The 23269-nt window shown below is 56.7% G+C and carries 22 protein-coding genes; 19 read left to right on the forward strand and 3 right to left on the reverse strand.

The window, feature by feature from the left end:
* Positions 1–227: 227 nt before the first annotated feature.
* Positions 228–1844, reverse strand: coding sequence for a methyl-accepting chemotaxis protein (locus HBA55_RS31750; protein ID WP_166999774.1), 1617 nt, complete (start codon positions 1842–1844; stop codon positions 228–230).
* A gap of 387 nt (positions 1845–2231) precedes the next feature.
* On the opposite strand from HBA55_RS31750, the gene uvrA reads away from it, so the two are divergent.
* Entirely contained in the window at positions 2232–5057 is a 2826-nt protein-coding gene (gene uvrA / locus HBA55_RS31755; RefSeq protein ID WP_166999775.1) for an excinuclease ABC subunit UvrA, read from the forward strand.
* Between the two features lie 169 nt (positions 5058–5226).
* On the opposite strand, the gene HBA55_RS31760 is transcribed toward uvrA, so the two are convergent.
* Both HBA55_RS31760 and HBA55_RS31765 read right to left on the reverse strand, forming a co-directional pair.
* Positions 5227–5985 carry a 4'-phosphopantetheinyl transferase family protein gene (locus tag HBA55_RS31760; RefSeq protein WP_166999776.1) on the reverse strand — a complete coding sequence of 253 codons (759 nt, stop codon included), beginning with the start codon at positions 5983–5985 and terminating at the stop codon, positions 5227–5229.
* Positions 5969–6403, reverse strand: a complete 435-nt coding sequence (locus HBA55_RS31765) for an excinuclease ATPase subunit (protein ID WP_166999777.1) — start codon at positions 6401–6403, stop codon at positions 5969–5971. The genes HBA55_RS31760 and HBA55_RS31765 overlap by 17 nt, the downstream gene beginning before the upstream one ends.
* Before the next feature lie 236 nt (positions 6404–6639).
* Here HBA55_RS31765 and HBA55_RS31770 point away from each other — a divergent pair, with 236 nt between their 5' ends.
* From HBA55_RS31770 to HBA55_RS31855, 18 genes are read left to right on the forward strand one after another with little or no spacing between them, the layout of a single operon-like run.
* Positions 6640–7419: a beta-ketoacyl synthase chain length factor gene (locus HBA55_RS31770; protein WP_166999778.1), complete on the forward strand. Its 780-nt coding sequence runs from the start codon at positions 6640–6642 to the stop codon at positions 7417–7419.
* Positions 7416–8183 carry a lysophospholipid acyltransferase family protein gene (locus HBA55_RS31775; RefSeq protein ID WP_166999779.1) on the forward strand — a complete coding sequence of 256 codons (768 nt, stop codon included), beginning with the start codon at positions 7416–7418 and terminating at the stop codon, positions 8181–8183. Before HBA55_RS31770 ends, HBA55_RS31775 begins: the two co-directional genes overlap by 4 nt.
* Positions 8180–8443, forward strand: a complete 264-nt coding sequence (locus HBA55_RS31780) for a phosphopantetheine-binding protein (protein ID WP_166999780.1) — start codon at positions 8180–8182, stop codon at positions 8441–8443. The genes HBA55_RS31775 and HBA55_RS31780 overlap by 4 nt, the downstream gene beginning before the upstream one ends.
* 40 nt (positions 8444–8483) lie before the next feature.
* Positions 8484–8732, forward strand: a complete 249-nt coding sequence (locus HBA55_RS31785) for an acyl carrier protein (protein WP_166999781.1) — start codon at positions 8484–8486, stop codon at positions 8730–8732.
* Positions 8733–8765: 33 nt separating this feature from the next.
* A complete protein-coding gene (locus HBA55_RS31790; protein WP_206020077.1) occupies positions 8766–9329 on the forward strand; it encodes a COG4648 family protein in 564 nt (187 codons plus the stop codon).
* Positions 9326–11077, forward strand: a complete 1752-nt coding sequence (locus HBA55_RS31795; protein ID WP_166999782.1) for an ApeI family dehydratase — start codon at positions 9326–9328, stop codon at positions 11075–11077. Before HBA55_RS31790 ends, HBA55_RS31795 begins: the two co-directional genes overlap by 4 nt.
* Positions 11074–11859 carry a glycosyltransferase family 2 protein gene (locus HBA55_RS31800; RefSeq protein ID WP_166999783.1) on the forward strand — a complete coding sequence of 262 codons (786 nt, stop codon included), beginning with the start codon at positions 11074–11076 and terminating at the stop codon, positions 11857–11859. Before HBA55_RS31795 ends, HBA55_RS31800 begins: the two co-directional genes overlap by 4 nt.
* Positions 11852–12805 carry an LpxL/LpxP family acyltransferase gene (locus HBA55_RS31805; protein ID WP_166999784.1) on the forward strand — a complete coding sequence of 318 codons (954 nt, stop codon included), beginning with the start codon at positions 11852–11854 and terminating at the stop codon, positions 12803–12805. Before HBA55_RS31800 ends, HBA55_RS31805 begins: the two co-directional genes overlap by 8 nt.
* Positions 12802–14352 carry an HAL/PAL/TAL family ammonia-lyase gene (locus HBA55_RS31810; protein ID WP_166999785.1) on the forward strand — a complete coding sequence of 517 codons (1551 nt, stop codon included), beginning with the start codon at positions 12802–12804 and terminating at the stop codon, positions 14350–14352. Before HBA55_RS31805 ends, HBA55_RS31810 begins: the two co-directional genes overlap by 4 nt.
* Positions 14345–14764 (forward strand): acyl-CoA thioesterase, encoded by a 420-nt coding sequence (locus HBA55_RS31815; RefSeq protein ID WP_166999786.1) that lies wholly within the window; start codon positions 14345–14347, stop codon positions 14762–14764. Before HBA55_RS31810 ends, HBA55_RS31815 begins: the two co-directional genes overlap by 8 nt.
* A complete protein-coding gene (locus HBA55_RS31820; RefSeq protein ID WP_166999787.1) occupies positions 14761–15348 on the forward strand; it encodes a LolA family protein in 588 nt (195 codons plus the stop codon). Before HBA55_RS31815 ends, HBA55_RS31820 begins: the two co-directional genes overlap by 4 nt.
* Before the next feature lie 10 nt (positions 15349–15358).
* Positions 15359–17734, forward strand: a complete 2376-nt coding sequence (locus tag HBA55_RS31825) for an MMPL family transporter (RefSeq protein ID WP_166999788.1) — start codon at positions 15359–15361, stop codon at positions 17732–17734.
* A gap of 4 nt (positions 17735–17738) precedes the next feature.
* A complete protein-coding gene (locus HBA55_RS31830) occupies positions 17739–18992 on the forward strand; it encodes an NAD(P)/FAD-dependent oxidoreductase (protein WP_166999789.1) in 1254 nt (417 codons plus the stop codon).
* A 10-nt stretch (positions 18993–19002) separates the two neighbouring features.
* Positions 19003–19620, forward strand: coding sequence for a DUF3261 domain-containing protein (locus HBA55_RS31835; RefSeq protein ID WP_166999790.1), 618 nt, complete (start codon positions 19003–19005; stop codon positions 19618–19620).
* Positions 19617–20816: a beta-ketoacyl-[acyl-carrier-protein] synthase family protein gene (locus HBA55_RS31840; RefSeq protein ID WP_166999791.1), complete on the forward strand. Its 1200-nt coding sequence runs from the start codon at positions 19617–19619 to the stop codon at positions 20814–20816. Before HBA55_RS31835 ends, HBA55_RS31840 begins: the two co-directional genes overlap by 4 nt.
* Positions 20813–21274, forward strand: coding sequence for a hotdog family protein (locus HBA55_RS31845; protein WP_166999792.1), 462 nt, complete (start codon positions 20813–20815; stop codon positions 21272–21274). The genes HBA55_RS31840 and HBA55_RS31845 overlap by 4 nt, the downstream gene beginning before the upstream one ends.
* A complete protein-coding gene (fabG, locus tag HBA55_RS31850) occupies positions 21271–21996 on the forward strand; it encodes a 3-oxoacyl-ACP reductase FabG (protein ID WP_166999793.1) in 726 nt (241 codons plus the stop codon). The genes HBA55_RS31845 and fabG overlap by 4 nt, the downstream gene beginning before the upstream one ends.
* Entirely contained in the window at positions 21996–23225 is a 1230-nt protein-coding gene (locus HBA55_RS31855) for a beta-ketoacyl-ACP synthase (RefSeq protein ID WP_166999794.1), read from the forward strand. The genes fabG and HBA55_RS31855 overlap by 1 nt, the downstream gene beginning before the upstream one ends.
* Positions 23226–23269 lie beyond the last annotated feature (44 nt).

Here is a 23269-nt window from a genome sequence, read left to right on the forward strand (position 1 = left end):
CCTTCGGCGGATCGGTGGATTACGAAGCGCAAAGCGCTTCTAATCCACCCTACGTCGTGCGGCCGTTGCGGACATTATCGAACGCCCATGGTGCCCTGAACCAGGATTATGAACTTCCGGTTATGGCGCACTGCCACCATTAGACTTGGCCTCAAACAGCCCACAAAGCCTCCCGAAAATCCAAATAACCAGGCGAGCATCCATGCTCTTAAACTGAAGAAAAACGATTAAACCCGGAATGCCCCAAGTTTCTGGCCCAATTGCTGAGCCAGATCCGATACTGAACGACTGGTCTGCAGGGCATCCGTCGATAACTCCGCCCCCTGCTGCGCCAACTGATCAATTCGCTCAGCACCACTGCCAACCCGAGAAACCACCTGCCGCTGCTCATCACTGGCCGAGCGGATATCCCCGGAACGGGCCCCGATCGTGGAGAACCCCTCCATAATACTGCCCAAAGACTCCCCCGCCATCTGAGCCGCAGACACCGCCGACTCCGTCGCGTCAACACCCTCCAACATCTGCTGCGATGCCTGCTGAGTGCCCTGCTGAATATTATCGATAATCACCTGAATCTCCTGGGTCGAATCCGACGTGCGGCTCGCCAACTGACGCACCTCGTCCGCCACCACCGCGAAACCACGACCCTGCTCACCTGCACGAGCCGCTTCAATCGCCGCATTCAACGCCAGCAAATTGGTCTGATCCGCGATAGACTTGATCACTTCCAGAACCGTGCCAATATTCTCACTGTCACGTTTCAGATTATCCATCCCGTCTGCGGCACTCTTCACAAAGCTCGCCACATTGTTGATCGCCTCAACCGTATCCAGCACTGTCTTATTCCCATCCAATGCCAGAGTCTGAGCCTCCTGACTCACTGAATCCGCCGCCATCACATTCTGCACCACAACATCCGCAGAGGTATGCACCTGCCCCATGCCCTCGACCATTTGCGCGATCTCATCGGACTGCTGCTCCGATTGACGGGTGGCCTGCTCATTCACACTCAGCAACTTATCCGCCGATTGGGACAGCTCACGTCCCATCAACTGCACCTGAGCCATCAACTGACCAATCTCCGACATCATGCGATCAAAGCGGCGCCCCATATCACCAAATTCATCACCCTCCGGCAGCTGGGCCCTGATCGACAGATCCTTACTCTGCTCGATCTCGGTGATCACATTCAGCATTCGATTCATTCGACGGGTAATACCCGTATTCAACCACCAGCCCAAAGCAATCGAAATAATGGACAGTGCGACCACCGCCGCCTTAAGCATCGTCGCCCCTTCGTCCGAGACTGCCCCCGCCTGAGCACTGGCCTGGTTCGCCAACTCGCGCTGCACCTCCTCCAGTTCATGGATCATATGCAGGACAGGATCAATCTCCGTGTAGAGTTCCAAATCCACATAATTGCCCATTCCATAGGACGACTGCTCTGCGATAAAACCCTGCAGCTTTTGAATCGTTCCGGCCGCCTGATCAATCGCATCGGGGTACTTGGCCAAAATATCCTGCTCTTCCTGGCTCAGATCCCCGTCCAGATAAATCTGCCATTCACTGGCAATCTTCTGCTCAGCCTCCAGGATTTGGGTTCGCGCTTCTGACCAAAACATCATCTGTGCCCGGGTTTTATGGGCCAGATCCACCACATTTTGTGTGTACTGACGCGCGATAAAATCCAGCCGCAGGGCAGGAATCAGACGCTCCTCGGTAAGGCGTGTCGCTGTGGTCGTGACCGTCGAGAGCGTTGTTAATCCCAGCGCGGCAATAGTGAGTGCGACCACCATCGGCAGCACAATAAGTAACACCAGTTTGGTGCGAACCTTGAGTTTCATAACAATCATGAACCTGAGTATGGATGCTTAAACCCCTGGACAGACACTGCTGGTCCTCAACCGTGTCCGATGATGCCCCGCGAAATTCGCATAGGTTTTTGATTTTATGAGGCTTTTTAAGCGCGCAGCGCTCAAAGGAGCTTCCTGCCCCCCGCGGTAAAATGTATATCGGTTGAAGTTTCCTTTTCTATTGTGAACTTTTTGTTACAGTCCTTGTAATATTTCGTTCTATTGATGGATGAATCAACTGTCAAATCGAGCAAAATTGCCCTATAGAGCCCTCCTGACAAGATCTGTCAGCAGCACCTGCGGGAACACTGCAAAATTGTCGGCAAAAACGCGTATACTTGCCGGTTTGCCGATTGAGAGAGCTGGACAGGACCTTCTGTGGATACGATTTACGTTCGCGGTGCGCGCACCCACAACCTGAAAAACATCGATATAGACCTGCCCCGGGACAAATTGATTGTCATCACCGGGCTATCGGGCTCCGGCAAGTCCTCCCTGGCCTTTGACACCCTCTATGCCGAGGGTCAGCGCCGCTACGTGGAATCACTCTCCACCTATGCGCGCCAGTTTCTGTCGATGATGGAAAAGCCCGATGTGGACCATGTGGAGGGGTTAAGCCCCGCCATTTCCATCGAACAGAAATCCACCTCTCACAATCCCCGCTCCACGGTGGGAACCATTACCGAAATCTACGACTATCTGCGCCTGTTGTTTGCCCGGGTCGGCGAACCCCGCTGCCCGATCCACGGCGAGCCCCTGGCGGCACAAACCATCAGCGAAATGGTCGATCAGGTCATGGCCCTGCCCGAAGGCACCAAGATTATGCTGCTGGCGCCAGTGGTTCGCGATCGTAAAGGGGAACACCAACACACCTTTGAGCAACTGCGCCGGGACGGTTTTATTCGCGCCCGTATCGATGGTCTGGTGGTGGATCTGGACGATACGCCGGAACTGGACAAAAAGAAAAAGCACACCATTGAGGTGGTGGTAGACCGTTTCAAGGTTCGCGACGATTTGCAGATCCGGCTGGCCGAATCCTTTGAAACCGCCCTGCAGCTGACCGATGGCCTCGCCACCATCAGCTTTATGGATGGTGAAGATGATGATCGCACCTTCTCGGCCAAACACGCCTGCCCAGTATGTGACTACTCACTTACTGAGTTGGAGCCAAGGCTGTTCTCGTTTAATAACCCGGCCGGAGCCTGCCCCAGCTGCGATGGTTTGGGGGTCAGTCAGTTCTTTGATGAAAGCAAAGTGGTGCAATTCCCGGAGGCCTCCATGGCCGAGGGTGCCATTCGCGGCTGGGACCGACGCAACTTCTACTACTTCCACCTGTTAAAGTCGCTGTCCGATCACTATGGATTCTCCATAGACACGCCTTGGCAGGAGCTGGATAAGAAGCACCGCAAAGCAGTGCTGTATGGCTCCGGCAAAGAAGTTATCAACTTCACCTATACCAACGATAAGGGCGACACCTACCAGCGAAATCACACCTTCGAAGGTGTGATTAACAACATGAGCCGGCGCTACAAGGAGACCGAATCCCAGAGCGTTCGCGAAGAACTGGCCAAATACGTTTCCTCCCAGCACTGTCCGGAGTGTGAAGGCACCCGTCTGCGCAAAGACGCTCGCAGTGTGTTTGTGGATGAACGCACACTGCCGGAAATTACCGATCTGCCCGTGGGCGAAGCCTTCGACTATTTTGAACAGCTGGTGTTTGAAGGTTCCAAAGCGGAAATTGCCGACAAGATCCTGAAAGAGCTGCGCGACCGCTTCCGTTTTCTGGTGGATGTGGGGCTCAACTACCTGACCCTCAACCGCAGTGCCGATACACTCTCCGGCGGTGAAGCCCAGCGCATTCGCCTGGCCAGCCAGATTGGGGCCGGACTGGTCGGCGTCATGTACATTCTCGATGAACCCTCCATTGGTCTGCACCAACGGGATAATGATCGCTTGCTCAATACGCTCAACCACCTGCGGGATCTGGGCAACACCGTGATTGTGGTGGAACACGATGAGGATGCCATCCGCCAGGCCGACTTTATTCTGGACATCGGGCCGGGGGCGGGCGTGCACGGCGGTGAGATCGTCGCCCAGGGCACACTTGCTGAGGTAATGGCCAACCCCAATTCCCTGACGGGTAAATATCTGTCGGGTGAAGAGGAGATCGCCGTCCCCAAAAAACGCACGCCTTACCCCGAAGACCGGGAGCTGATTCTGGAAGGCGCGCGTGGCAACAACCTGCAGGACGTAACCCTGAAGATTCCTGCGGGCCTGATGACCTGCGTCACCGGTGTGTCGGGCTCTGGCAAGTCAACGCTGATCAACGCGACTCTGTACCCGCTGGCTGCCACCGCGCTGAATGGGGCATCAACCCTGACGCCAGCGCAACACAGCGCTGTGCACAATATGGAGCTGTTCGATAAATGCGTGGATATCGACCAGAGCCCTATCGGCCGCACACCTCGCTCCAATCCCGCCACCTACACCGGCATCTTTACTCCCATGCGGGAGCTGTTTGCCGGCACCCAGGAAGCTCGCTCGCGCGGCTATAAGCCGGGACGTTTCAGCTTTAATGTCAAGGGTGGGCGCTGCGAAGCCTGTCAGGGTGATGGCGTGGTCAAAGTGGAAATGCATTTCCTGCCCGACGTCTACGTACCCTGTGATGTCTGCAAGGGCAAGCGCTATAACCGCGAAACCCTTGAGATCAAATATAAGGGCAAGAGTATTCACGAAACCCTGGATATGACGGTGGAGGACGCACGCGAGTTCTTCGATGCAATTCCTGCCATTGCCAAAAAACTGCAAACCCTGATGGACGTGGGCCTGTCCTATATTCGCCTGGGACAGGCCGCCACCACCCTATCCGGAGGTGAAGCGCAACGGGTCAAGCTGGCCAAGGAACTGTCCAAACGCGATACCGGCAAGACCCTGTATATTCTCGATGAGCCCACCACCGGCCTGCATTTTCACGATATCCAGCAGCTCTTGAACGTACTGCACCGACTGCGTGATCACGGCAATACCATCGTCGTGATTGAGCACAATCTGGATGTGGTCAAGACTGCCGACTGGATTGTGGACCTCGGGCCCGAAGGTGGCAGTGGCGGGGGCCAGATTATTGCTACCGGTACGCCGGAACAGATCGCAGAGTGCTCAGCCTCGCATACCGGTCACTTCCTGCGGCCTCTATTGCACCGATAAAAGGCTGTCAGGGGCCCTCTGTGTCGTGAATCCGAAGTTCGTTGAATTAATTTCAAAGCCAAAAACTGGAGAACAAGGCGGCTGGACGCAGGCGTAGTGGTGCTACGTCAAGTACAGCCAACGCCGTTATCCAATTTTTGGCGAAGGAATTTTTCAACGAACTTCGGATTCACGACACTAGGTCTGGCGGAGCAAAGAAGCTTGTGGGCAGCGACTGTGCCCGCCAGCGCCCCTCAGTCTGCAGCCATTGGTGCGAACCAATGGGCTCTGACAAAGGTTCCGGCACGGTAAGCGCCCCAAAGCCCTCCTGGAAGCAGAAACCGTAGCTGTACCAGGCCAGCCCCCCAACCGCTGTTGCAGGCACCAACTCCTGACGCATGCCGCCATCCAGCAGTTCACCGCAGCGGGCCTTGAGCCGGCTTTCCTTGAGTGTCCAGAGCTGATAAAAGTGTTCGGCAAGCGCTGGGGGATCAAGACCCCGCAGCCGCTGGTATTCTGCGGGCGCGAAGTATTCCCGGGCCAGTTCCAGCAACTGGCGTGGCCGGGTCGGTATTTCCAGGTCAAACCCGACGGGGCCGGTACGACTGATGGCACAGCCGACCGTGTTGCCACTGTGACTGATGTTGAAGGCCAAGGGAGCCTCGCCGTTACCTCCGAACTGTGGTGGCCGCCCCTCCATATGTTCAATATCACCGTTGGCCCGCCAAGCGGGCTCAAACTGATCCAATGCCCGCCGCAACAGCCGATGGCCACTGAGGTATACCTGCCGGCGCCGACGGCTGCGCATGCCTCGCAAACGCTCCTGCTCGGACTCACTCAACTCATTGGCGAAGTCATCAAGGCTGTGACTGGGAGTGGCTCCAAGATCCGGCACCCTGGTCCACCACAGTGATACGGGTGCCTTGTCGCTGTTATTTGAGTTTGACAACCGTACCCTTCAGCGCCACACCAGCCATCACGGCACCGGCATGACATTCGTACTTTTCGTTACTGTGATAGGGCTTCTTCTTGTAGTAGCTGTGGATATTGATCACCGCGTCTCCGCCCTCGTTCAGCGCACGCTCCTGCAATGCCAGCATCGAAGACAGGAACACCCACTCGCAGGCTTCCAGATCGGACTTGTTAAAGGCATTGGTTTTGCGGTTGGAGACATAGCTGCCGTACTCCTCCTTCACCTTGGGAGCCTTGTCACCAAAATAGAACTTAACGCCCTCGTTCAACTTTTCCTTGGCCGCTGGCGTGTTCATGGCGGATTTGATGGAATAGAGATGTTTGGTGTCTCTGGCGTCTACCAGAGCAGTACTGGTGACCAGTGTCAGCCCCAGCATCAAGGTTCTTAACCGCATGTTTGCCTCCTGCATATCGCTTGGTAAGCGCCGCAGTATAGCCTAAGCGGAGATCCTTCTGCACCAAACCCGACCATCTGTCCATATTGGGTGCTTGCCACTCACGGGCGACAGGGTAAAATACGCGTCTTTTTCCGGACAATTTGGACGTCGATAGCCGCAGTTGGGTTCACTTGCGCACCGAAACCCCAAGACGGTGCACGCCACCTCCGCCCGCGTCGTTATTTAGAGAACTTATGAACACCATTCAGCTCACCATCAACGCCTGGAACGCATGGACGCCAGGCGTGGAAACCCGGGAACAATGGGATGAATGGGCAGAGGATTTGCGTACGCCCCTTGATCAGGCCACAGCTCCCAAAGCCGAGGGCATCCCCCCTATGCTGCGGCGACGCCTGAGCAGCCTGGGCAAAATGGCTCTCGCCGTCGCGGCGCCACTGGCACGGGCCAACCCAGGCATTGCCAGTGTCTTTTGCAGCCAGCATGGCGAACTGGAGAGAACCGTGCAGTTGCTGACGGAAGTGGCCGGGCAGCAACCGCTGTCGCCGACGCAGTTCAGTCTGTCTGTTCACAATGCCATTGGCGGCCTGCTCTCAATGGCCACAAAAGACCCCAGCCCGATGACCGCCCTGGCCTGTGAGGACGGAGAAGTCAGCGCAGCCCTGCTTGAAGCGGCATTGATTGCCCGGGAACAGGACAATCGCCAGGCTCTGTGCGTGATTTACGACGAACCGCTGCCGTCCCCATATCCACGCGATGATATGCCCCCCGCTCGCCCTTATGCGCTGGCACTGGTTATTTATGTCGGCGACAATCCAGCGCCAGGGGCCTGCCCACTCGAATTACAAGTGCTCTCACCGGATACTGCCCAGGGAGCGCTCCTTGCAAAAGGCGGCGACGAGCCCGAAGCCCTGCAGCTTGTGCGCCTGCTCTTACTGCAGAAACAACAGCAACTCACCCTGGCAAGTGCTCGCCACACCTGGCGTTGGTGCAAACTGCAGGTTACAGAGCCATGAAACAGAAACTCAATTGGGCCTGGCGCTTGATCGGTACGGCTATTGCCTTTAGCACCTTTGGCATAGGCGGACTGATCCTGCCCTTGATTGTGGTGCCGACACTCTACTTGCTGCCCGGAGGCCCCGGAGCTCGCGAGATGCGGGCGAAAGCGGCGCTCCACTATGCGTTTCGGGGGTTTGTGGAAATCATGCGCGGGCTGGGGCTGTTAACTTACAACGTCGAACAACGTGAACTGTTGAACCGGCCCGGTCAATTAATTCTCGCCAACCACCCATCGTTAATTGATGTCGTGTTTCTGATCGCCTTTATTAAACGGGCGGACTGTGTGGTCAAAAGCAGTCTGTTGCGCAATCCTTTTATGATCGGCCCTATCAGCGTTGCCAATTACATTGCCAACGACAGCTCCGAACAGGTGATCGAACTGGCCCGCCAATCCCTGGACAGGGGCAACAGCCTGATTGTCTTTCCCGAAGGCACCCGCACAACCCCGGGGCAACCAATTACCATGCGACGTGGTGCAGCTAACATCGCTCTGCGTTGCAATTGCCCCATTACACCGGTGGTCATCACCTGTGAGCCCAGTACACTGACCAAGGATCTGAAGTGGTATCAGATCCCCGAGCGCCGCTTTCATGTGGCGCTAAAGCTGCAGCCGCAACTTCCGGTCGCACCCTACCTGGAAGAACAGGCGCCTTCACTGGCCGCACGCCAACTCACAAGATTCTTAGAACAGTATTTTAGCCAGGAGTTATGCCAAGCATGAACGCATTGGAACAGGAACTGAAACAACTCATTATCGACACCCTGGACCTGGAGGACATCAGCGTCGACGATATCATCTCTGACGAACCCCTGTTTGTTGAAGGCTTGGGCCTCGATTCCATCGATGCGCTGGAACTGGGGCTGGCACTGCAAAAGCGCTACGGCATAAAACTCGACGCCGACTCGGAGGAAACCAAGAAACACTTTGCCAATGTGATGAGTCTGGTGGCGCTGGTGACCGAGCACCAGGCCGGACAGTAATTCCCTTTGTCACATTCAGAAACACGCATGAGAAAGTAAAATGACTAGAGATGAAATTCAGGACAAGATCATCAGTGTCTTGATTGAGTTGTTCGAATTGGACGATTTGGATATTCAGCCAGGCTCCCACCTCTATGAAGATCTGGATATTGACAGCATCGATGCCGTTGACCTGGTGGTAGAGCTTAAGAAAATGACCGGCAAAAAAATCAAGCCGGAAGAATTCAAAAGCGTGCGCACCGTGGGCGACGTCGTGGACGCGGTCGAAGAATTAATGGCCGGACGCTAGTCGCTCTCCCGGCTCCGGCGAGATAACTCCCTTATGTCCATGACGGTAAAAGTGTTGCTCGGCCTGGTTACTCTGTTGTATCCGCTTGCCGTGTATACCGGCCTGCAGACCTTTGAAGCCCAACAACTGATCGTCCTGCTGGTACTGTTGGCGGGCCTGCGCCTTTTGGTGCAAGGCGACAATCCAATGAATCACTGGTTGTGGTTGCCGATTTTGGCACTCATGGCACTGGCCACCTGGATCACGGGCAGCGACCTGGGGCTAAAACTTTATCCCGTACTCGTCAATCTGAGTTTGCTGACCCTGTTTGGCTGGAGTTTGAAATTCCCCCCGAGTGCGGTGGAACGCATGGCGAGACTGCGCGAGCCCGATCTCCCGGACGCAGCCATTCGCTATACCCGCAAGGTCACGCAGGTGTGGTGCGCTTTTTTCTGCATTAACGGTACTATGGCGTTGCTGACATCGCTGTGGGCAAGTACGGAAGTCTGGGCACTATACAACGGGTTGATCGCTTACCTACTCATGGCGCTTTTGTTTGCCGGCGAATGGCTGGTGCGCCAGCGTGTGCAGCGCAGAGCCTCTGGAAACTCACTATGAAGTCGCCTGATTATTTCCCACTGGGAGAGCTGTTAACCCGCCCCCCTGCGCAGTTCGCCCAATGCTTGCGTTCAGGTGCGCTCCAAAGCCACCACGACTGGCTGCTTCGCGTTGAACAATGGCGACAACTGCTGACCCAACACAGGCACCAAATATGGGCATTGCACCATTCCGACACGGGCGAGTTTGCCGCCATTCTGTTGGCGCTCTGGTCACTGGGAAAAGAGGTGTACCTGCCTGGCAACGCCCAGCCGCAAACATTACAGGCCCTGACGGGAATGGTGGACGGTTTCATTGGCGATTTTGACCATCGCCAGACCGGGATTCAACCCCTGTCGCCCCCCGGGTCCGGCGCCGCGGAACTGCCTGATCAGTCACTGCTGCCGCTGGCGACAAATCGAGATCACTGCGCACTGCGCATATTCACCTCGGGTTCCTCCGGCGATCCGGTTGCCATCACCAAGTCACTGCCGCAACTGGAATCTGAACTCAATCACCTCCACCAACTGTGGGGACAGGCAACCAACGGCACCCCTCTGGTGATCGCAACAGTAAGCCATCAACATATCTATGGCCTGTTGTTCCGGGTTTTGCTGCCGCTGTGTGCCGGTTGGTGTTTTGATGCAAATACCTGTGAATTTCTGGAGCAGTTACAAGAGCGCCAGTGGACGCAAGGGCCACGGATACTGATCAGCAGTCCTTCGCATTTGTCCCGTATTCCACCGCAGCTGCCCGCTGCGAGCAGCAGCAACCTCACTGCTATCTTCAGTTCCGGGGCACCACTGTCAAGGGATGCCAGCCTCGATGCGCTGCAGAAGTTTGGGTGCGGTGTCAATGAAGTCTATGGCAGCTCCGAAACCGGCGGCATAGCCTGGCGTCAGCAACAGATTGATAGCGAACCCCAATGGCAACCACTGCCAGGTGTGAACCTACAGCGCGATACCGACAGTGGTTGCCTGCAGGTGCGTTCGCAACACCTGCCAGACCCGCGTCAATGGTACACCACAGCGGACCGGGCGCAGCTGGATTCAGAAGGTCGCTTTCGTTTACAGGGCCGGGTGGACCGAATCGCCAAGGTGGAGGGCAAACGCCTGTCCCTGGACGAAATGGAAAGGCAGCTATTGCGGTGCCCCGAGATCGAAGCGGTACGGCTGTTGGTGCTTGAACGTCAGCGGGTGGAAATTGCCGCTGTCGCCGTGCTTAGCACGCAAGGCAAGGCAGTTCTGCAGCAACAGGGCAAGGCCGGCCTCAACCGTCACCTGAGACAACAGTTGCTGTCGCATTTTGAGTTGCCACTGCTGCCAAGACGCTGGCGCTACCCTGAACAGCTCCCCTACAACAGTCAGGGCAAACTGGTACAGCAAACACTTATGGAGATGTTTATGCCTGGCACTGGCCCGGAACTACCGCAACAAATTCGGCGCCAACAAAACGGGCATCAATTGGAGTTGCAGCTGCGTGTTCCCGCCGACTTGAAATTCTTTGATGGCCACTTTGACAAAGCCCCAATCCTGCCCGGTGTGGTGCAACTGCATTGGGCCCAACATTTCGCACAGCAGGCCTTTGACCCCAAGGGCGAATTTGCCGGCATGGACGCGCTGAAGTTCCAGCAGATTGTCGTGCCCGAACAGGATCTGATTCTGCAGCTCACCTACGACCAGGACAAAGACAAGATTTTCTTTACCTATACCTCGGAGCGCGGCCAACACGCCAGCGGTCGTATCCTATTGAAAAGGCAGGCAGGATGAACGGCGCCAGCCAGAATCATGTCCCGCTTCGGCCTTGCATCGTAATACCGGTGTATAACCACGAAGACGCGGTAGGCATTATTGTGCAACGACTTGAGTCCAGCGGCTTGCCGGTTATTTTGGTTAACGATGGCAGCAGCCCGGCATGCCGGCAAGTACTGGAGCAATTGGCTGACGACAAGTCCAATGTGGAACTGTTAACCCTGCCGGACAATCGCGGCAAAGGCGGCGCCGTCAAAGCGGGGCTTCGCCTGGCACTGCAGCAGGGTTTTTCCCACGGACTCCAGATCGATGCCGACGGCCAACACGACACCGGTGATGTGGAGCGCTTCATCGACCAAGGGCGCCAACACCCCAATGCCATTGTTTGCGGCTGCCCGATCTACGACGACAGTGTTCCCAGGCTTCGCTATTACGCCCGCTATCTGACTCACGTATGGATATGGATTAACAGCCTCTCGCTGGCGATCAAAGATTCCATGTGCGGGTTTCGACTCTATCCCCTGGAAGCTGTCGTCGAGTTGATCGACCAGGAACATACCGGCGACCGTATGGACTTTGACCCGGAAATTATGGTGCGCTGGGTTTGGAGAAAGGGGCAGGTGATCAATGTACCCACGGCCGTGTCCTATCCCATCGATGGCGTTTCCCACTTCGCGCCCTGGCGTGACAATGCGCTTATCAGCCGTATGCACGCCAATCTGTTCTTTGGCATGCTGGTGCGACTGCCGCGCCTGCTCTGGCGTAAACACCGCTCAAGTCAGGAGTGCGCCCATGGCTGACCGTCATTGGTCTCAGGTGCAGGAATCCGGTGCACTGCTGGGCATGAAAGTCATGTTTTTCGTCTATCGCGTATTGGGGCGCTGGGCGTTTGGCCTATTGCTTTACCCCGTTATCACTTATTTTTTCCTGGCCCGCCGACAGGCTCGAAGCGCCTCCATGGACTATCTGAATCGGGTCAGGCAACAGGGGGCCCTGCCGGCGTCGACACCGCTCTGGCAGCAAAGCTTCAGCCACTTTTTGCACTTCGGCCGCAATCTGCTGGATAAGCTGGCCGCGTGGACGGGTGCATTTAACTACGACAACGTGCGTTTTCACCGCCGAGACGATTTTCTGCAAATGGTGGACCGGCAACAGGGAGCCCTGGTGATCGTTTCCCACCTCGGCAACCTCGAAGTCTGCCGCGCGCTCGCCGACAGCAGTAAACGCATTCGCCTGAATATTCTCGTGCACACCAAGCATGCGGAAAAGTTCAATCGACTAATGAATGATCTGGACAACGATAACCATCTCAATCTGTTGCAGGTTACCGATGTCTCTCCGGCAACGGCCATGTTACTGAACGATAAACTGAGCGCCGGCGAGGTTGTGGTGATCGCCGGTGATCGCACTCCGGTAAACGGCGGCCGACAGACTGATGTTGATTTCCTTGGCGCCCCGGCCGCGTTTCCGCAAGGACCTTACATTCTTGCCTCGGTATTGCGCTGCCCGGTTTACCTGATGTTTTGTGCCAAAGGCGAAGATGGTTACGAAATATTTTTCGAGAAATTTGCCGAGCGCATTCGTTTGTCCCGCAACAACCGTGACGCCGACCTCAGGCACTGGACCACTCAATTCGCCCAACGCCTGGCACATTACACGCTCCGCTATCCGTTGCAGTGGAATAACTTCTATCCTTTCTGGTCTCGGGCACAGGCAGACCAGGTTTATGACAGCTCCTCAACATGACAATCACTTTTGATAACACGCCACTCACCATTGAATGCATCGCAAAACTGGCCAGTGGCGAACAGCAACTGCAGCTCAGCCGGCAGGCCGAATTCCGACAACTGATCGAAGCCGGCAGTGACTTTCTTGATCGTTTGCTGGTTGAAGACGGTGAGATCTACGGAGTCACAACGGGCTACGGCGACTCCTGCACCGTCGCGATTCCGCCGCAACTTGTGGCAGAGCTGCCTCGTCATCTCTACACCTTTCACGGCTGTGGCATGGGCAACATCCTCTCGCCCGAAATGACACGTGCCGTCCTGGCGGCGCGCCTGGCGTCTTTGTGCCAGGGCTATTCCGGTGTCAGTTTCGAACTCCTGGAACAGATTGAAACCCTGTTCCGAAACGACATTTTACCGCTGATTCCGGAGGAAGGTTCGGTGGGCGCCAGCGGCGATCTCACGCCATTGTCCTATGTGGCTGCGGTACTCTGCGGTGAGCGCCAGGTACTGTATCGGGGCGACATCAAAAACACCGCAGACGTGTTTGAGTCCCTGGGCATCCAGCCCCTGACTCTGCGTCCCAAAGAGGGCCTGGCGATTATGAATGGCACAGCGGTGATGACAGGGCTGGCCTGCCTGGCCTTTCAACGCGCCGAGTACCTTGCCCGAATCGCCACCCGCATTACCGCCCTCGCCACACTGGCAACTAAAGGAAACGCGCACCACTTCGATGAAATTCTTTTTCAGGTAAAACCTCACCGCGGGCAACAACAAATCGCGCACTGGCTGCGCGATGACCTGCACGTGGGTGAACCACCCCGCAATCCCAAGCGTCTGCAGGATCGCTATTCTCTGCGCTGTGCTCCCCATGTCATTGGCGTACTGCAGGACACACTGCCGTGGTCGAGGCAACTGATCGAAAACGAACTCAATAGCGCCAATGACAACCCCATCATCGATGGCATCGGCGAGCATGTGCTGCACGGCGGTCATTTCTATGGCGGGCACATCGCCGTTGCCATGGACACTCTGAAAAATACTGTCGCCAACATTGCCGACCTGCTGGATCGTCAAATGGCACAGATGATGGATCCTAAATTCAATCACGGATTGCCGGCCAATCTGTCCGGCGCACAGGGAGAGCGGGCGGCGATCAACCACGGTTTTAAAGCGGTGCAGATTGGCTGCTCGGCGTGGACCGCAGAAGCTCTGAAGCACACCATGCCCGCCAGTGTGTTCTCGCGCTCTACCGAGTGCCATAACCAGGACAAGGTCAGCATGGGCACGATTGCCGCGCGAGACTGCCTGAGAGTCCTGCAGCTGACGGAACAAGTAACGGCAGCCACACTGCTCGCCGCCTGCCAGGGTGTGGAGCTGCGGGTAAAACAAGGCGAGCTGGATCTGCAGCGACTGTCTCCCGAGCTCAGCGACATGATCGAACAAGTGCGACAGCTGAGTGCGTTTATCGATGAAGACCGCGCACTGGATGAGGAACTATCGACCACGACCCACGCCATTCAATCCCAACGTTGGCCCCTTTACCGGGAGAGCAAAGCAAATGGATAAGCAGAGACATGAAGCTGAGGTGGAGATCATCATCCCGTTTCACGATGTCGACATGATGGAAGTTGCCTGGCACGGTCATTATGTAAAGTATTTTGAAATCGCCCGCTGCGCGCTGCTGGATCAAATCGACTACAACTACCAGCAAATGAAGGACTCCGGCTACGCCTGGCCAGTCATCGATCTTCGAATTCGATATCCGCAATCTGCGCTTTTCAATCAGAAAGTCACCGCCAGAGCGCGAGTGGCCGAGTGGGAAAATCGCCTCAAGATTGACTATGAAATCAGAGACAGCGCCAGCGGTCGCCGGCTGACCCGCGGTCATACCATACAAGTTGCGGTGGATATTGCCACCCGGGAAATGTGTCTGGAATCACCACCGGTGTTATTGGAAAAGCTGGGTGTTCTGCCATGAAGGTCGCATCAAGTATCTGTGCCGTTCTGCTGACAGCCATTTGCTGGCTGCAGCCGGCGCATGCCGATAAGCCACTGCTGGACGGCATTTCCAAACGCCTGCAACCAAGCTCCCCGCAATCCGGAACCTTTGAGCAACGCAAATTCCTGCAAATTTTGCCTCTGCCACTGGCTTCCGAGGGCACTTTTGCGCTGAGCGAAGAGGGCGAGCTGGTTTGGACTGTCACGGCACCGGTTCACAGCCAATTGACGTTTGGCAAGGAAGGTATCACACAAATGGTGGACGGCAAGGAGAGCTGGTCTGTGGGCGCCGACCAGGCGGGCGCCTCGTCACTGGGGAATATCATGCGAGCCCTGCTGTCAGCGGACTGGTCTGTGTTGCAGGAGTACTTTCACATCCGTGGCGAACTGAACCAAGACAGCTGGAAATTGGGCCTGACCCCAGCGGAGAGCGGATTGAGTGCTGCTATCGTCCGTGTCGACCTGCAGGGCAACCACTATCTCAGGCAAATTCAATTGCTGGAGCACAACGGTGACCGCACCGAGATAAGCTTAACCCCTGCTGCCGTGCCCCTGGATCAGTAACCACTCGACCATGTCCCTGCCCGCGCCTCCCATTCTCACCTCTCGCCGCGCCCAATACCTGGGGCTGGCCTTTTGGCTATTGGTTTTGTGCACTGCGGGCGCGAGCATTCTGCACAAGTTCCAACAGGGTTATCAATTTGACAGTAACCTGCTGGCACTGCTGCCCGCCACCGAGCAAGACCCTGCGCAATCGCTCGCCGCAGAACGCTTGATGGGCGCTGCCGACGATCAACTGTTGGTCATTGTCGGAGCAAAAGATGCCGCGTTAAGTTTGAATAGTGCAGAACGGGTGCTGCGGCAATTGGAAAGCAGCAAACTGTTTGCCAGGGTGGAAGGACCGCGCAAAAATCAGGATCTGGTTGGCGCCCAACAGTTCCTTGAGCGCTGGCGTTATCAGTTGCTCAGCCCAGCCCAAAGTCAGCAACTGCAGCGGGCTGACGTCACCCTGGTTAACGATGCCCTGGGCCGACTGTACAGCCCACTGGCGGCGTTGATAGGACCGAAACTGATCCAAGACCCGTTGCAGTTGCACTTTTTGTGGCAAATGCAGGCCATGCCCAAAACTCCCTTTGAACCCAGACAAAACTGGCTGACCCGGCAAATCGAAGGGCAATCGCAACGTTTGATCCGCGTTCACCTCAAGTATTCACCCTACGCTTACGGCTATCAACAGCAGGTGGCAGATCTGTTGCACCAAATTCGCACCGAAGCAGATTCAGACACCCAGGTGTTGGCTTCGGGTCTGGTTCTGCACGCGGCCTACGGTGCACGCCAGGCGCGTCAGGAAATTTCCACGATAGGCCTGGGCTCTGCGCTGGGAATCCTATTGCTGTTGGGGCTGTGCTTTGCGCGCCTGCGCATTATCCTATTGGCGTTCCTGCCTCTGGCAAGCGGAGTTTTGCTGGCTCTGGCCATCAGCATGCAGTTCTTCGAAAAAGTCCACCTGATCACTTTGGCCTTCGGTGCCAGTCTGGTGGGTGTTGCCATCGATTATCCATTGCATTTTTTCTGCGCCCGCCGCGAAACTCTGGCAGGGGATTCTCCAGCGCAAAGTTTGTTTCGTATTCTTCCCGCTTTGTCTCTGGGCCTCGCATCCAGCATCGCGGCTTACTCCGCTCAAGCCATGACCCCCTTTCCAGGTTTGCGGCAGATGGCGTTGTTTTCGGCCGTGGGATTATTGGGGGCCTGGACCACGGTTATCTGCTGTTTACCGTTATTGACACCGCACACAACGGAACCCAGTAGAGGCTTTTACGGATCTTTGGTAACCGCATTGTGCAGATGGCTGCGACGGTGGCCCACCATTGAGCAAGGTCGATGCCGCTGGATATTAGTCGCCTTGGTCAGCGTTGCTTTGGTGGCAGCCATCAATATGAACCGTCAGGATGACCTGCGTTTGTTGCAAACGTCACCACCGCAACTGCTGGAGGAAGACGCGCGAGTCCAGAACATTCTGGGAGCCGATCATCCAGGGCAGTATTTTGTGATACGAGCGCAAAGTGCACAGCTGCTGTTGCAACGCGAATTGTCATTCTCCAGAGAACTGCAACGGCTGCAGCAACAAGAACTCATTCGGGGCTACAACGCCGTATCCAGTGTTATTCTTCCCGCCGCGATGCAAGAGGAAAACCTTAGACTGCAGCGACAGCAAATCTACGCTGAAGGCGGTCTGCTGGATCTGCTGGCAGAGAAAATGGGACTGCCGACGTTCGCAGATCAGGCCCGCTCCCAGTTCTCTCAGAACTCTCAGGCTTCTCCTCTGCTACCCCGGCAGTGGCTCCAGCAGCCCGCGGGGGAATATCATCGGCGACTGTGGCTCGGCGATGTTGACGGGCACTACTATTCCATCATCGGTTTGTCGGGAATTCAGAACGAAGCGGCGCTGGAAACACTGAGGGCGCTGGCGGACACGGACACTGCCGTGGTTTTCGTCAATCGCGCCGATCAGATTTCGCAGGTGCTCGCCACTTACCGGCAACAGCTCACCCAATGGCTGCTGCTGGCTTATGCTCTGGTCATGGGGTTACTGATTTTTCGCTATGGGTTAAACAGCTGGCGGGTTTTGGCTGCCCCTGCCACAGCGAGCCTGGTCACCCTGGCCTGTTTACAATGGCTGGGCGCTCCCTTCACGCTGTTCCATGCGCTGGCACTGCTGTTGATACTGGGCATCGGCCTGGATGCGAGCATCTTTTTCACCGAAAGCCGTTGCAGTCCTCATACTTGGGTGGCCATTTCCCTGTCGTCGGCCACGACCCTGCTCGCCTTCGGACTGCTGGCTCTGAGCAGTACACCGGTGCTGCAATTCTTTGGACAAACCGTGTTTATCGGAATCATCTCGGTGTGGCTGTTCACTCCGTGTTTTGTCACACCAACTGCAAGGACCTGACGCTATGCCTGTTCACTCCCCCACTCCCGTCGATGTTGCCATTATTGGCGCCGGTCCTGCCGGTAGTGTCGCCGCATCGCTGCTGCACGCAAGAGGTCATCGAGTACGCGTACTGGAGCGTCAACATTTTCCGCGCTTCTCCATTGGTGAAAGCCTCTTGCCTCAGTGCATGGAGTTCCTTGAGGAAGCCAACCTTCTGAAGGCAGTGCAGGCGAATGTTCAGGACCATCACTTTCGCTTTAAGAATGGCGCTGCCTTTGTGCGCGGGGAGCAGCGCTCCACCTTCGATTTCACGCAGAAATTTTCTCCCGGTTGGGGAACTACTTTTCAGGTTCAACGGGCGCCCTTCGACGATGTCCTGGCCAGGGAAATCGAGCGCCAGGGCGTTCCCATTTCTTGGGGGCATGAAATCACCCGGGTTGATATCAGCGTCGCGGGAGCCAGGCTTCAGGTTCGCTCGGAATCCGGAGACACCTACATGCAGGAAGCCGGGTTTGTATTGGATGCCAGCGGATTCGGTCGCGTACTGCCACGGTTGCTGGATCTTGATCGTCCCTCCGGCTTTCCGCTGCGCACCTCGTTATTCACTCATGTGGAAGATCGCATCGACAGCGGCAGTTTTGATCGCGACAAAATTTTGATCACCGTCCATCATCAGCACAAAGATGTGTGGTTCTGGTTGATTCCGTTTGCCAACGGCCGCAGCTCTGTGGGTGTTGTTGCCGAGGATGGCTTTTTTACCCATAGAACCGCGGATCTGGATGCTCGACTGAAGGAAATCATCGCTTCCGATCCCGGACTCGGGCAGCTGCTGGGCAACGCCCGATTCGATACCCCCGCCAGGGAAATTCGCGGCTATGCCAGCGATGTGTCCCGCCTGTGGGGCGAGCGCTTTGCCCTGCTGGGAAATGCAGGCGAGTTTCTGGACCCGGTGTTTTCCTCCGGTGTGACTATTGCCATGAAATCCGCGAGCTTGGCCGCCCGCACACTGGATCGTCAGCTCCGGGGAGAAACCGTGGACTGGCAGAAAAGTTATGCGCAACCGCTGCAGGCGGGCATCAATACCTTCCGGGTATTTGTTGAGGCCTGGTACGACGGACGCTTCCAGGACATCATTTTTGCAGCGCGACAGTCCAAAGAGGTCCGCGCCATGATCAGCTCCATCCTCGCCGGTTATGCCTGGGACACTAACAACCCCTATGTACGTGACAGTGAACGACGACTCAATACGCTCTATGAGCTTTGTCGTATGAATTGAGTCTGTTGCCATGAGCCTTTATACATCATCACATCGATTGTGGATCTGGCTGTTGATCTTGACCTTGCAGGGGTGCACGCTGTTGCCGTCACCCAAGCCGGAGCTGAAGCAAGTGCCCCTTCTTCCCCCGGCCGCCATGACGCAGAGCTGGCAGAAATTGCAGAGTGTGTCGCTCTACCGGGAAGCTCAGACGGAATCGATATTGACCGCGCTGGTGGCCTGGTCCGTGGACCCGGCCCAGGTCAAAGTGGCAGTGCTGACCCCGACCGGGCAGTCACTTTTAACGCTGCTTTACGACGGCCAGACATTAGAGCAAGATTACTCGCCGGCCGTAGCACCCCGGCTAAGGTCGGCGTTTTCGGCACGAACTCTGGTGACGCAACTGCAATTGGCTTATTGGCCAAAAGACGTCATCAATCGATCGCTACGGCACAGCGAGTGGCAGTGGCTGGCGGAAGCGGAATCACGGCGCCTTATGTGGCGCGGCCAAACCCAGCTGGAAATTGAGGGTGCACCAGAGCGCCATCAGACCTTCCAAATACACCACTACGCCGGCGACATGCGACTTGAAGTAAAGACCCTGGCACACACGCCACTGCAGCCGGGAGCGCAAAGGCAATTACCATGAAACAGCCACCCGTATATTTGATGGACGTGGGTGCCATCTGCGCGCTGGGTTCCAATCTGGACCGTATCTCAGAGAGATTGTACCGCGCTGACCCTGACTGCCTGAGTTGGTCCGGGCAGTTCAGCCATGGTCATTCGTTACCCCTCGGAATGGTCGGTACCGATTTACCGCCGCCAGAGAACCTTCCCGCCCATCAGCGCAGCCGCACCAATCAACTGCTGCTGGCGGCCATGCAACCCATCCGCAGCCAATTCGACAACCTTCGACAGGGAATCGACCCCCTGCGCATAGGCGTTGTCATCGGTACCAGCACCAGCGGTATTGCCGAGGGAGAAACCGATTTGGCGACTCACCTGGAGACTGGAAGCTGGCCGCAGCGGTTCGATTACCAGCGCCAGGAAATGGCCAACGCCGCCTCCATGCTGGCGGATCTGCTGGGCATACAGGGGCCGGCCATGGTCATCTCCACCGCCTGCTCCTCGGGGGCTAAAGCCCTGGCCAGTGCCCGCCGGTTGTTGCGCGCAAATCTGTGTGATCTGGTCGTTGCCGGTGGTGTGGACTCGCTGTGCCAACTGACCGTGCAAGGGTTTTCCGCACTGGAAGCCATCAGTGACCGGCCTTGCCTGCCTTTTAGCGCCAACCGTGAGGGCATTAATATTGGCGAGGGCGCTGCACTGTTCCTGCTCAGCCGCGAACCTGGCCCCGTCTGCTTGAGCGGGGTAGGGGAAAGCTCCGACGCACATCATTTTTCAGCACCTCACCCCCAGGGCGACGGGGCGGCCAGCGCCATGAGCCGTGCGCTTGAGGATGCACAGCTGGAGCCCGGCGACATCGGTTACCTGAATTTGCACGGCACCGCCACCCGACAGAATGATCTGATGGAAAGCCGCGCCGTGGCCAGGGTATTGGGTACTGAGGTTCCCTGCAGCTCAACCAAGGGTTATACCGGTCATACGTTGGGAGCCGCGGGGGCAATTGAAGCGATGTTTTGCTGGCTCAGCCTGACCCATCCAAAACCTGCTCTCCCGCCCCACTTGTGGGATAATTGCCGGGATTTGGAGTTGGAACCGATCAATCTGGTGCTCGAAGCGGATCAGGGAACCACTGACCGGGAGCCACTCAAACGCGCCATGAGCAACTCCTTTGCCTTCGGCGGCAACAATATATCGCTGATTATGGAGCGCACAGGCCAATGATTGAGTTCGACGTTCGAGAGATCGTCCCCCATTCCGGGACCATGTCACTGCTGGACCAGGTGCTCGAGTGCGATGAGGAGGCTCTGTCCGCCATCGTCGAGATTCGACAGGACAGCCTGTTCGTGACCGAAGGGGGTGTGCCCGCGGCAATTGGCATTGAATACATGGCCCAGGCGGTAGCCGCCTGGGCCGGCGTCCAGGACCGGCGCGCGGGGCGCGATGTGAGCATTGGCTTTTTGGTGGGCACACGGCGCTATCGCAGCAGTCATCCCTTTTTTGCCGTTGGCTCCAGGCTGCGTATCTCCGTGAGGCGAGAGCTCCAGGGCGACAATGGTCTGAGCGTGTTCGATTGCCGCATTGAAAACGACCAGCTTGAGGTCAGTGCGAACCTGAACGTCTTTCAACCGGATGACGTGGACGCATTTTTGGAACAGGAATCCGCAAAGGCTAGATTATGAACAAAACCGTTTTTGTCACCGGCTCCAGCCGGGGCATCGGCAAAGCCACGGCACTGCGCCTGGCCAATGATGGTTACGATATTGTGCTGCATTGCCGCTCCGGGCGAACCGAAGCTGACGCAGTAAAAACAGAGATTGAGCAACTGGGCCGAACCGCCCGCGTATTGCAGTTCGACATTGGCGACCGTCAGCAGGCTGCCGAGATTCTGCTGCAGGACGTTGACACCCACGGCGCCTATTACGGTGTGGTGTGCAATGCCGGTCTGGCCAGGGACAACGCCTTCCCGGCCATGAGCGGAGATGATTGGGATCTGGTGGTGCACACCAACCTGGATGGTTTTTACAATGTGCTCAACCCCCTCACCATGCCTATGGTCAGACGCCGCAAACCCGGCAGAATTGTTGTACTGTCGTCCGTTTCCGGTGTTATGGGTAACCGCGGCCAGGTCAATTACAGTGCCTCCAAGGCGGGGCTCATCGGCGCCAGCAAGGCCTTGGCCCTGGAACTGGCGAAGAGAGCCATTACTGTTAACTGCGTGGCACCGGGGCTGATTGAAACCGACATGGTTGACGATGTGCCTGTGGAGGAAGCCATGAAGATGATACCGGCCCGGCGCATGGGCAAGGTGGAAGAAGTGGCGGCGACCATCAGCTTTTTAATGTCAGAAGATGCGGGCTACATCACCCGCCAGGTAATCTCCGTCAACGGTGGTATGTGTTAATGAAGAGAGTGGTTGTAACCGGGATGGCGGGCATCTCACCGATTGGCCAGGATTGGGGGACGGTAGCCGCTAATCTCAAAGCGATGAAGACAGGTGTTCGCCGGATGGAGGATTGGGATATATACGATGGTCTCAACACTCGGTTGGGCGCACCGGTGGAAGGGTTTGAAAAACCCGGTCACTACAGTCGCAAAGCCGTTCGCAGTATGGGCCGCGTTGCGCTGATGGCAACCCGGGCTACAGAACTGGCCCTGGAGGATGCCGGCCTGCTGGGAGATGCTTCGATTCAGGACGGCCGCATGGGCGTGTCCTACGGTTCCTCCGCCGGGTCCACATCGGCGTTTAAAGACTTTGGCCATATGCTGATCAATCACAGCACCGATGGCCTCAATGCCAACTCTTATATCAAGATGATGGCGCATACCGCCCCGGTAAACCTGAGTGTTTTCTTTGGACTTAAGGGACGCGTGCACACCACCTCCAGTGCCTGTACATCGGGCAGCCAGGGTATCGGCTACGCCTTCGAAACCATCCGCTTCAACCAACAGCAAATGATGGTGGCCGGAGGCTCGGAAGAGCTCTGCCCAACTGAAGCGGCGGTGTTTGACACCCTGTTTGCCACCAGCACCCTCAATGACCAGCCTGAGTCCTCTCCCCGTCCATTCGATCAGGAGCGGGACGGCTTGGTTATTGGCGAAGGCGCCGGCAGCCTGATCCTGGAACAACTGGATTCCGCCCGGGCCAGGGGCGCCACCATTTATGCGGAGGTGGTCGGTTACGGTACCAATTGCGACGGAGCTCACGTCACCCAGCCGCAGGATTCCACCATGCAGCAAGCCATGCAACTGGCACTGGACAGCGCCGGCCTGAGTCCCGAACAGATCGGTTACATCAGCGCCCATGGCACCGCAACCGATCGGGGTGATATTGCGGAAAGCGTGGCCACTCATCGCCTGTTTGGCTCCAGGGTCCCGATCAGTTCTCTAAAGAGTTTCACCGGCCATACACTGGGTGCCTGTGGTGCGCTGGAAGCCTGGACGGCTATTCATATGATGAACGAGGGTTGGGCCCACGCCACCGCCAATCTCACCCGGGTCGACCCCGAGTGTGCTGAGCTGGACTATATTCAAAACGCCCCACGCACTATCGACGCGGAGTACGTGATGAGCAACAACTTTGCCTTTGGCGGCGTCAACACGTCATTGATTTTCAAACGCTGGGCAGATTAATCCCACCATCCACATCGAGTAGATACCAAAACCTGACAGGGAGA

Source organism: Pseudomaricurvus alkylphenolicus, assembly GCF_011683955.1.
Classification (GTDB): Bacteria; Pseudomonadota; Gammaproteobacteria; order Pseudomonadales; family Cellvibrionaceae; genus Pseudomaricurvus; species Pseudomaricurvus alkylphenolicus.

Coding starts and splice junctions, on each gene's coding strand:
- HBA55_RS31750 (WP_166999774.1), bottom strand. CDS start 1,844: ATGAAACTCAAGGTTCGCACCAAACTGGTGTTACTTATTGTGCTGCCG.
- HBA55_RS31855 (WP_166999794.1), top strand. CDS start 21,996: ATGAAGAGAGTGGTTGTAACCGGGATGGCGGGCATCTCACCGATTGGC.
- HBA55_RS31765 (WP_166999777.1), bottom strand. CDS start 6,403: ATGCGGTTAAGAACCTTGATGCTGGGGCTGACACTGGTCACCAGTACT.
- HBA55_RS31795 (WP_166999782.1), top strand. CDS start 9,326: ATGAAGTCGCCTGATTATTTCCCACTGGGAGAGCTGTTAACCCGCCCC.
- HBA55_RS31820 (WP_166999787.1), top strand. CDS start 14,761: ATGAAGGTCGCATCAAGTATCTGTGCCGTTCTGCTGACAGCCATTTGC.
- HBA55_RS31790 (WP_206020077.1), top strand. CDS start 8,766: ATGTCCATGACGGTAAAAGTGTTGCTCGGCCTGGTTACTCTGTTGTAT.
- HBA55_RS31770 (WP_166999778.1), top strand. CDS start 6,640: ATGAACACCATTCAGCTCACCATCAACGCCTGGAACGCATGGACGCCA.
- HBA55_RS31815 (WP_166999786.1), top strand. CDS start 14,345: ATGGATAAGCAGAGACATGAAGCTGAGGTGGAGATCATCATCCCGTTT.
- HBA55_RS31825 (WP_166999788.1), top strand. CDS start 15,359: ATGTCCCTGCCCGCGCCTCCCATTCTCACCTCTCGCCGCGCCCAATAC.
- HBA55_RS31840 (WP_166999791.1), top strand. CDS start 19,617: ATGAAACAGCCACCCGTATATTTGATGGACGTGGGTGCCATCTGCGCG.
- HBA55_RS31780 (WP_166999780.1), top strand. CDS start 8,180: ATGAACGCATTGGAACAGGAACTGAAACAACTCATTATCGACACCCTG.
- HBA55_RS31800 (WP_166999783.1), top strand. CDS start 11,074: ATGAACGGCGCCAGCCAGAATCATGTCCCGCTTCGGCCTTGCATCGTA.
- fabG (WP_166999793.1), top strand. CDS start 21,271: ATGAACAAAACCGTTTTTGTCACCGGCTCCAGCCGGGGCATCGGCAAA.
- HBA55_RS31810 (WP_166999785.1), top strand. CDS start 12,802: ATGACAATCACTTTTGATAACACGCCACTCACCATTGAATGCATCGCA.
- HBA55_RS31830 (WP_166999789.1), top strand. CDS start 17,739: ATGCCTGTTCACTCCCCCACTCCCGTCGATGTTGCCATTATTGGCGCC.
- HBA55_RS31845 (WP_166999792.1), top strand. CDS start 20,813: ATGATTGAGTTCGACGTTCGAGAGATCGTCCCCCATTCCGGGACCATG.
- HBA55_RS31785 (WP_166999781.1), top strand. CDS start 8,484: ATGACTAGAGATGAAATTCAGGACAAGATCATCAGTGTCTTGATTGAG.
- HBA55_RS31775 (WP_166999779.1), top strand. CDS start 7,416: ATGAAACAGAAACTCAATTGGGCCTGGCGCTTGATCGGTACGGCTATT.
- HBA55_RS31835 (WP_166999790.1), top strand. CDS start 19,003: ATGAGCCTTTATACATCATCACATCGATTGTGGATCTGGCTGTTGATC.
- HBA55_RS31805 (WP_166999784.1), top strand. CDS start 11,852: ATGGCTGACCGTCATTGGTCTCAGGTGCAGGAATCCGGTGCACTGCTG.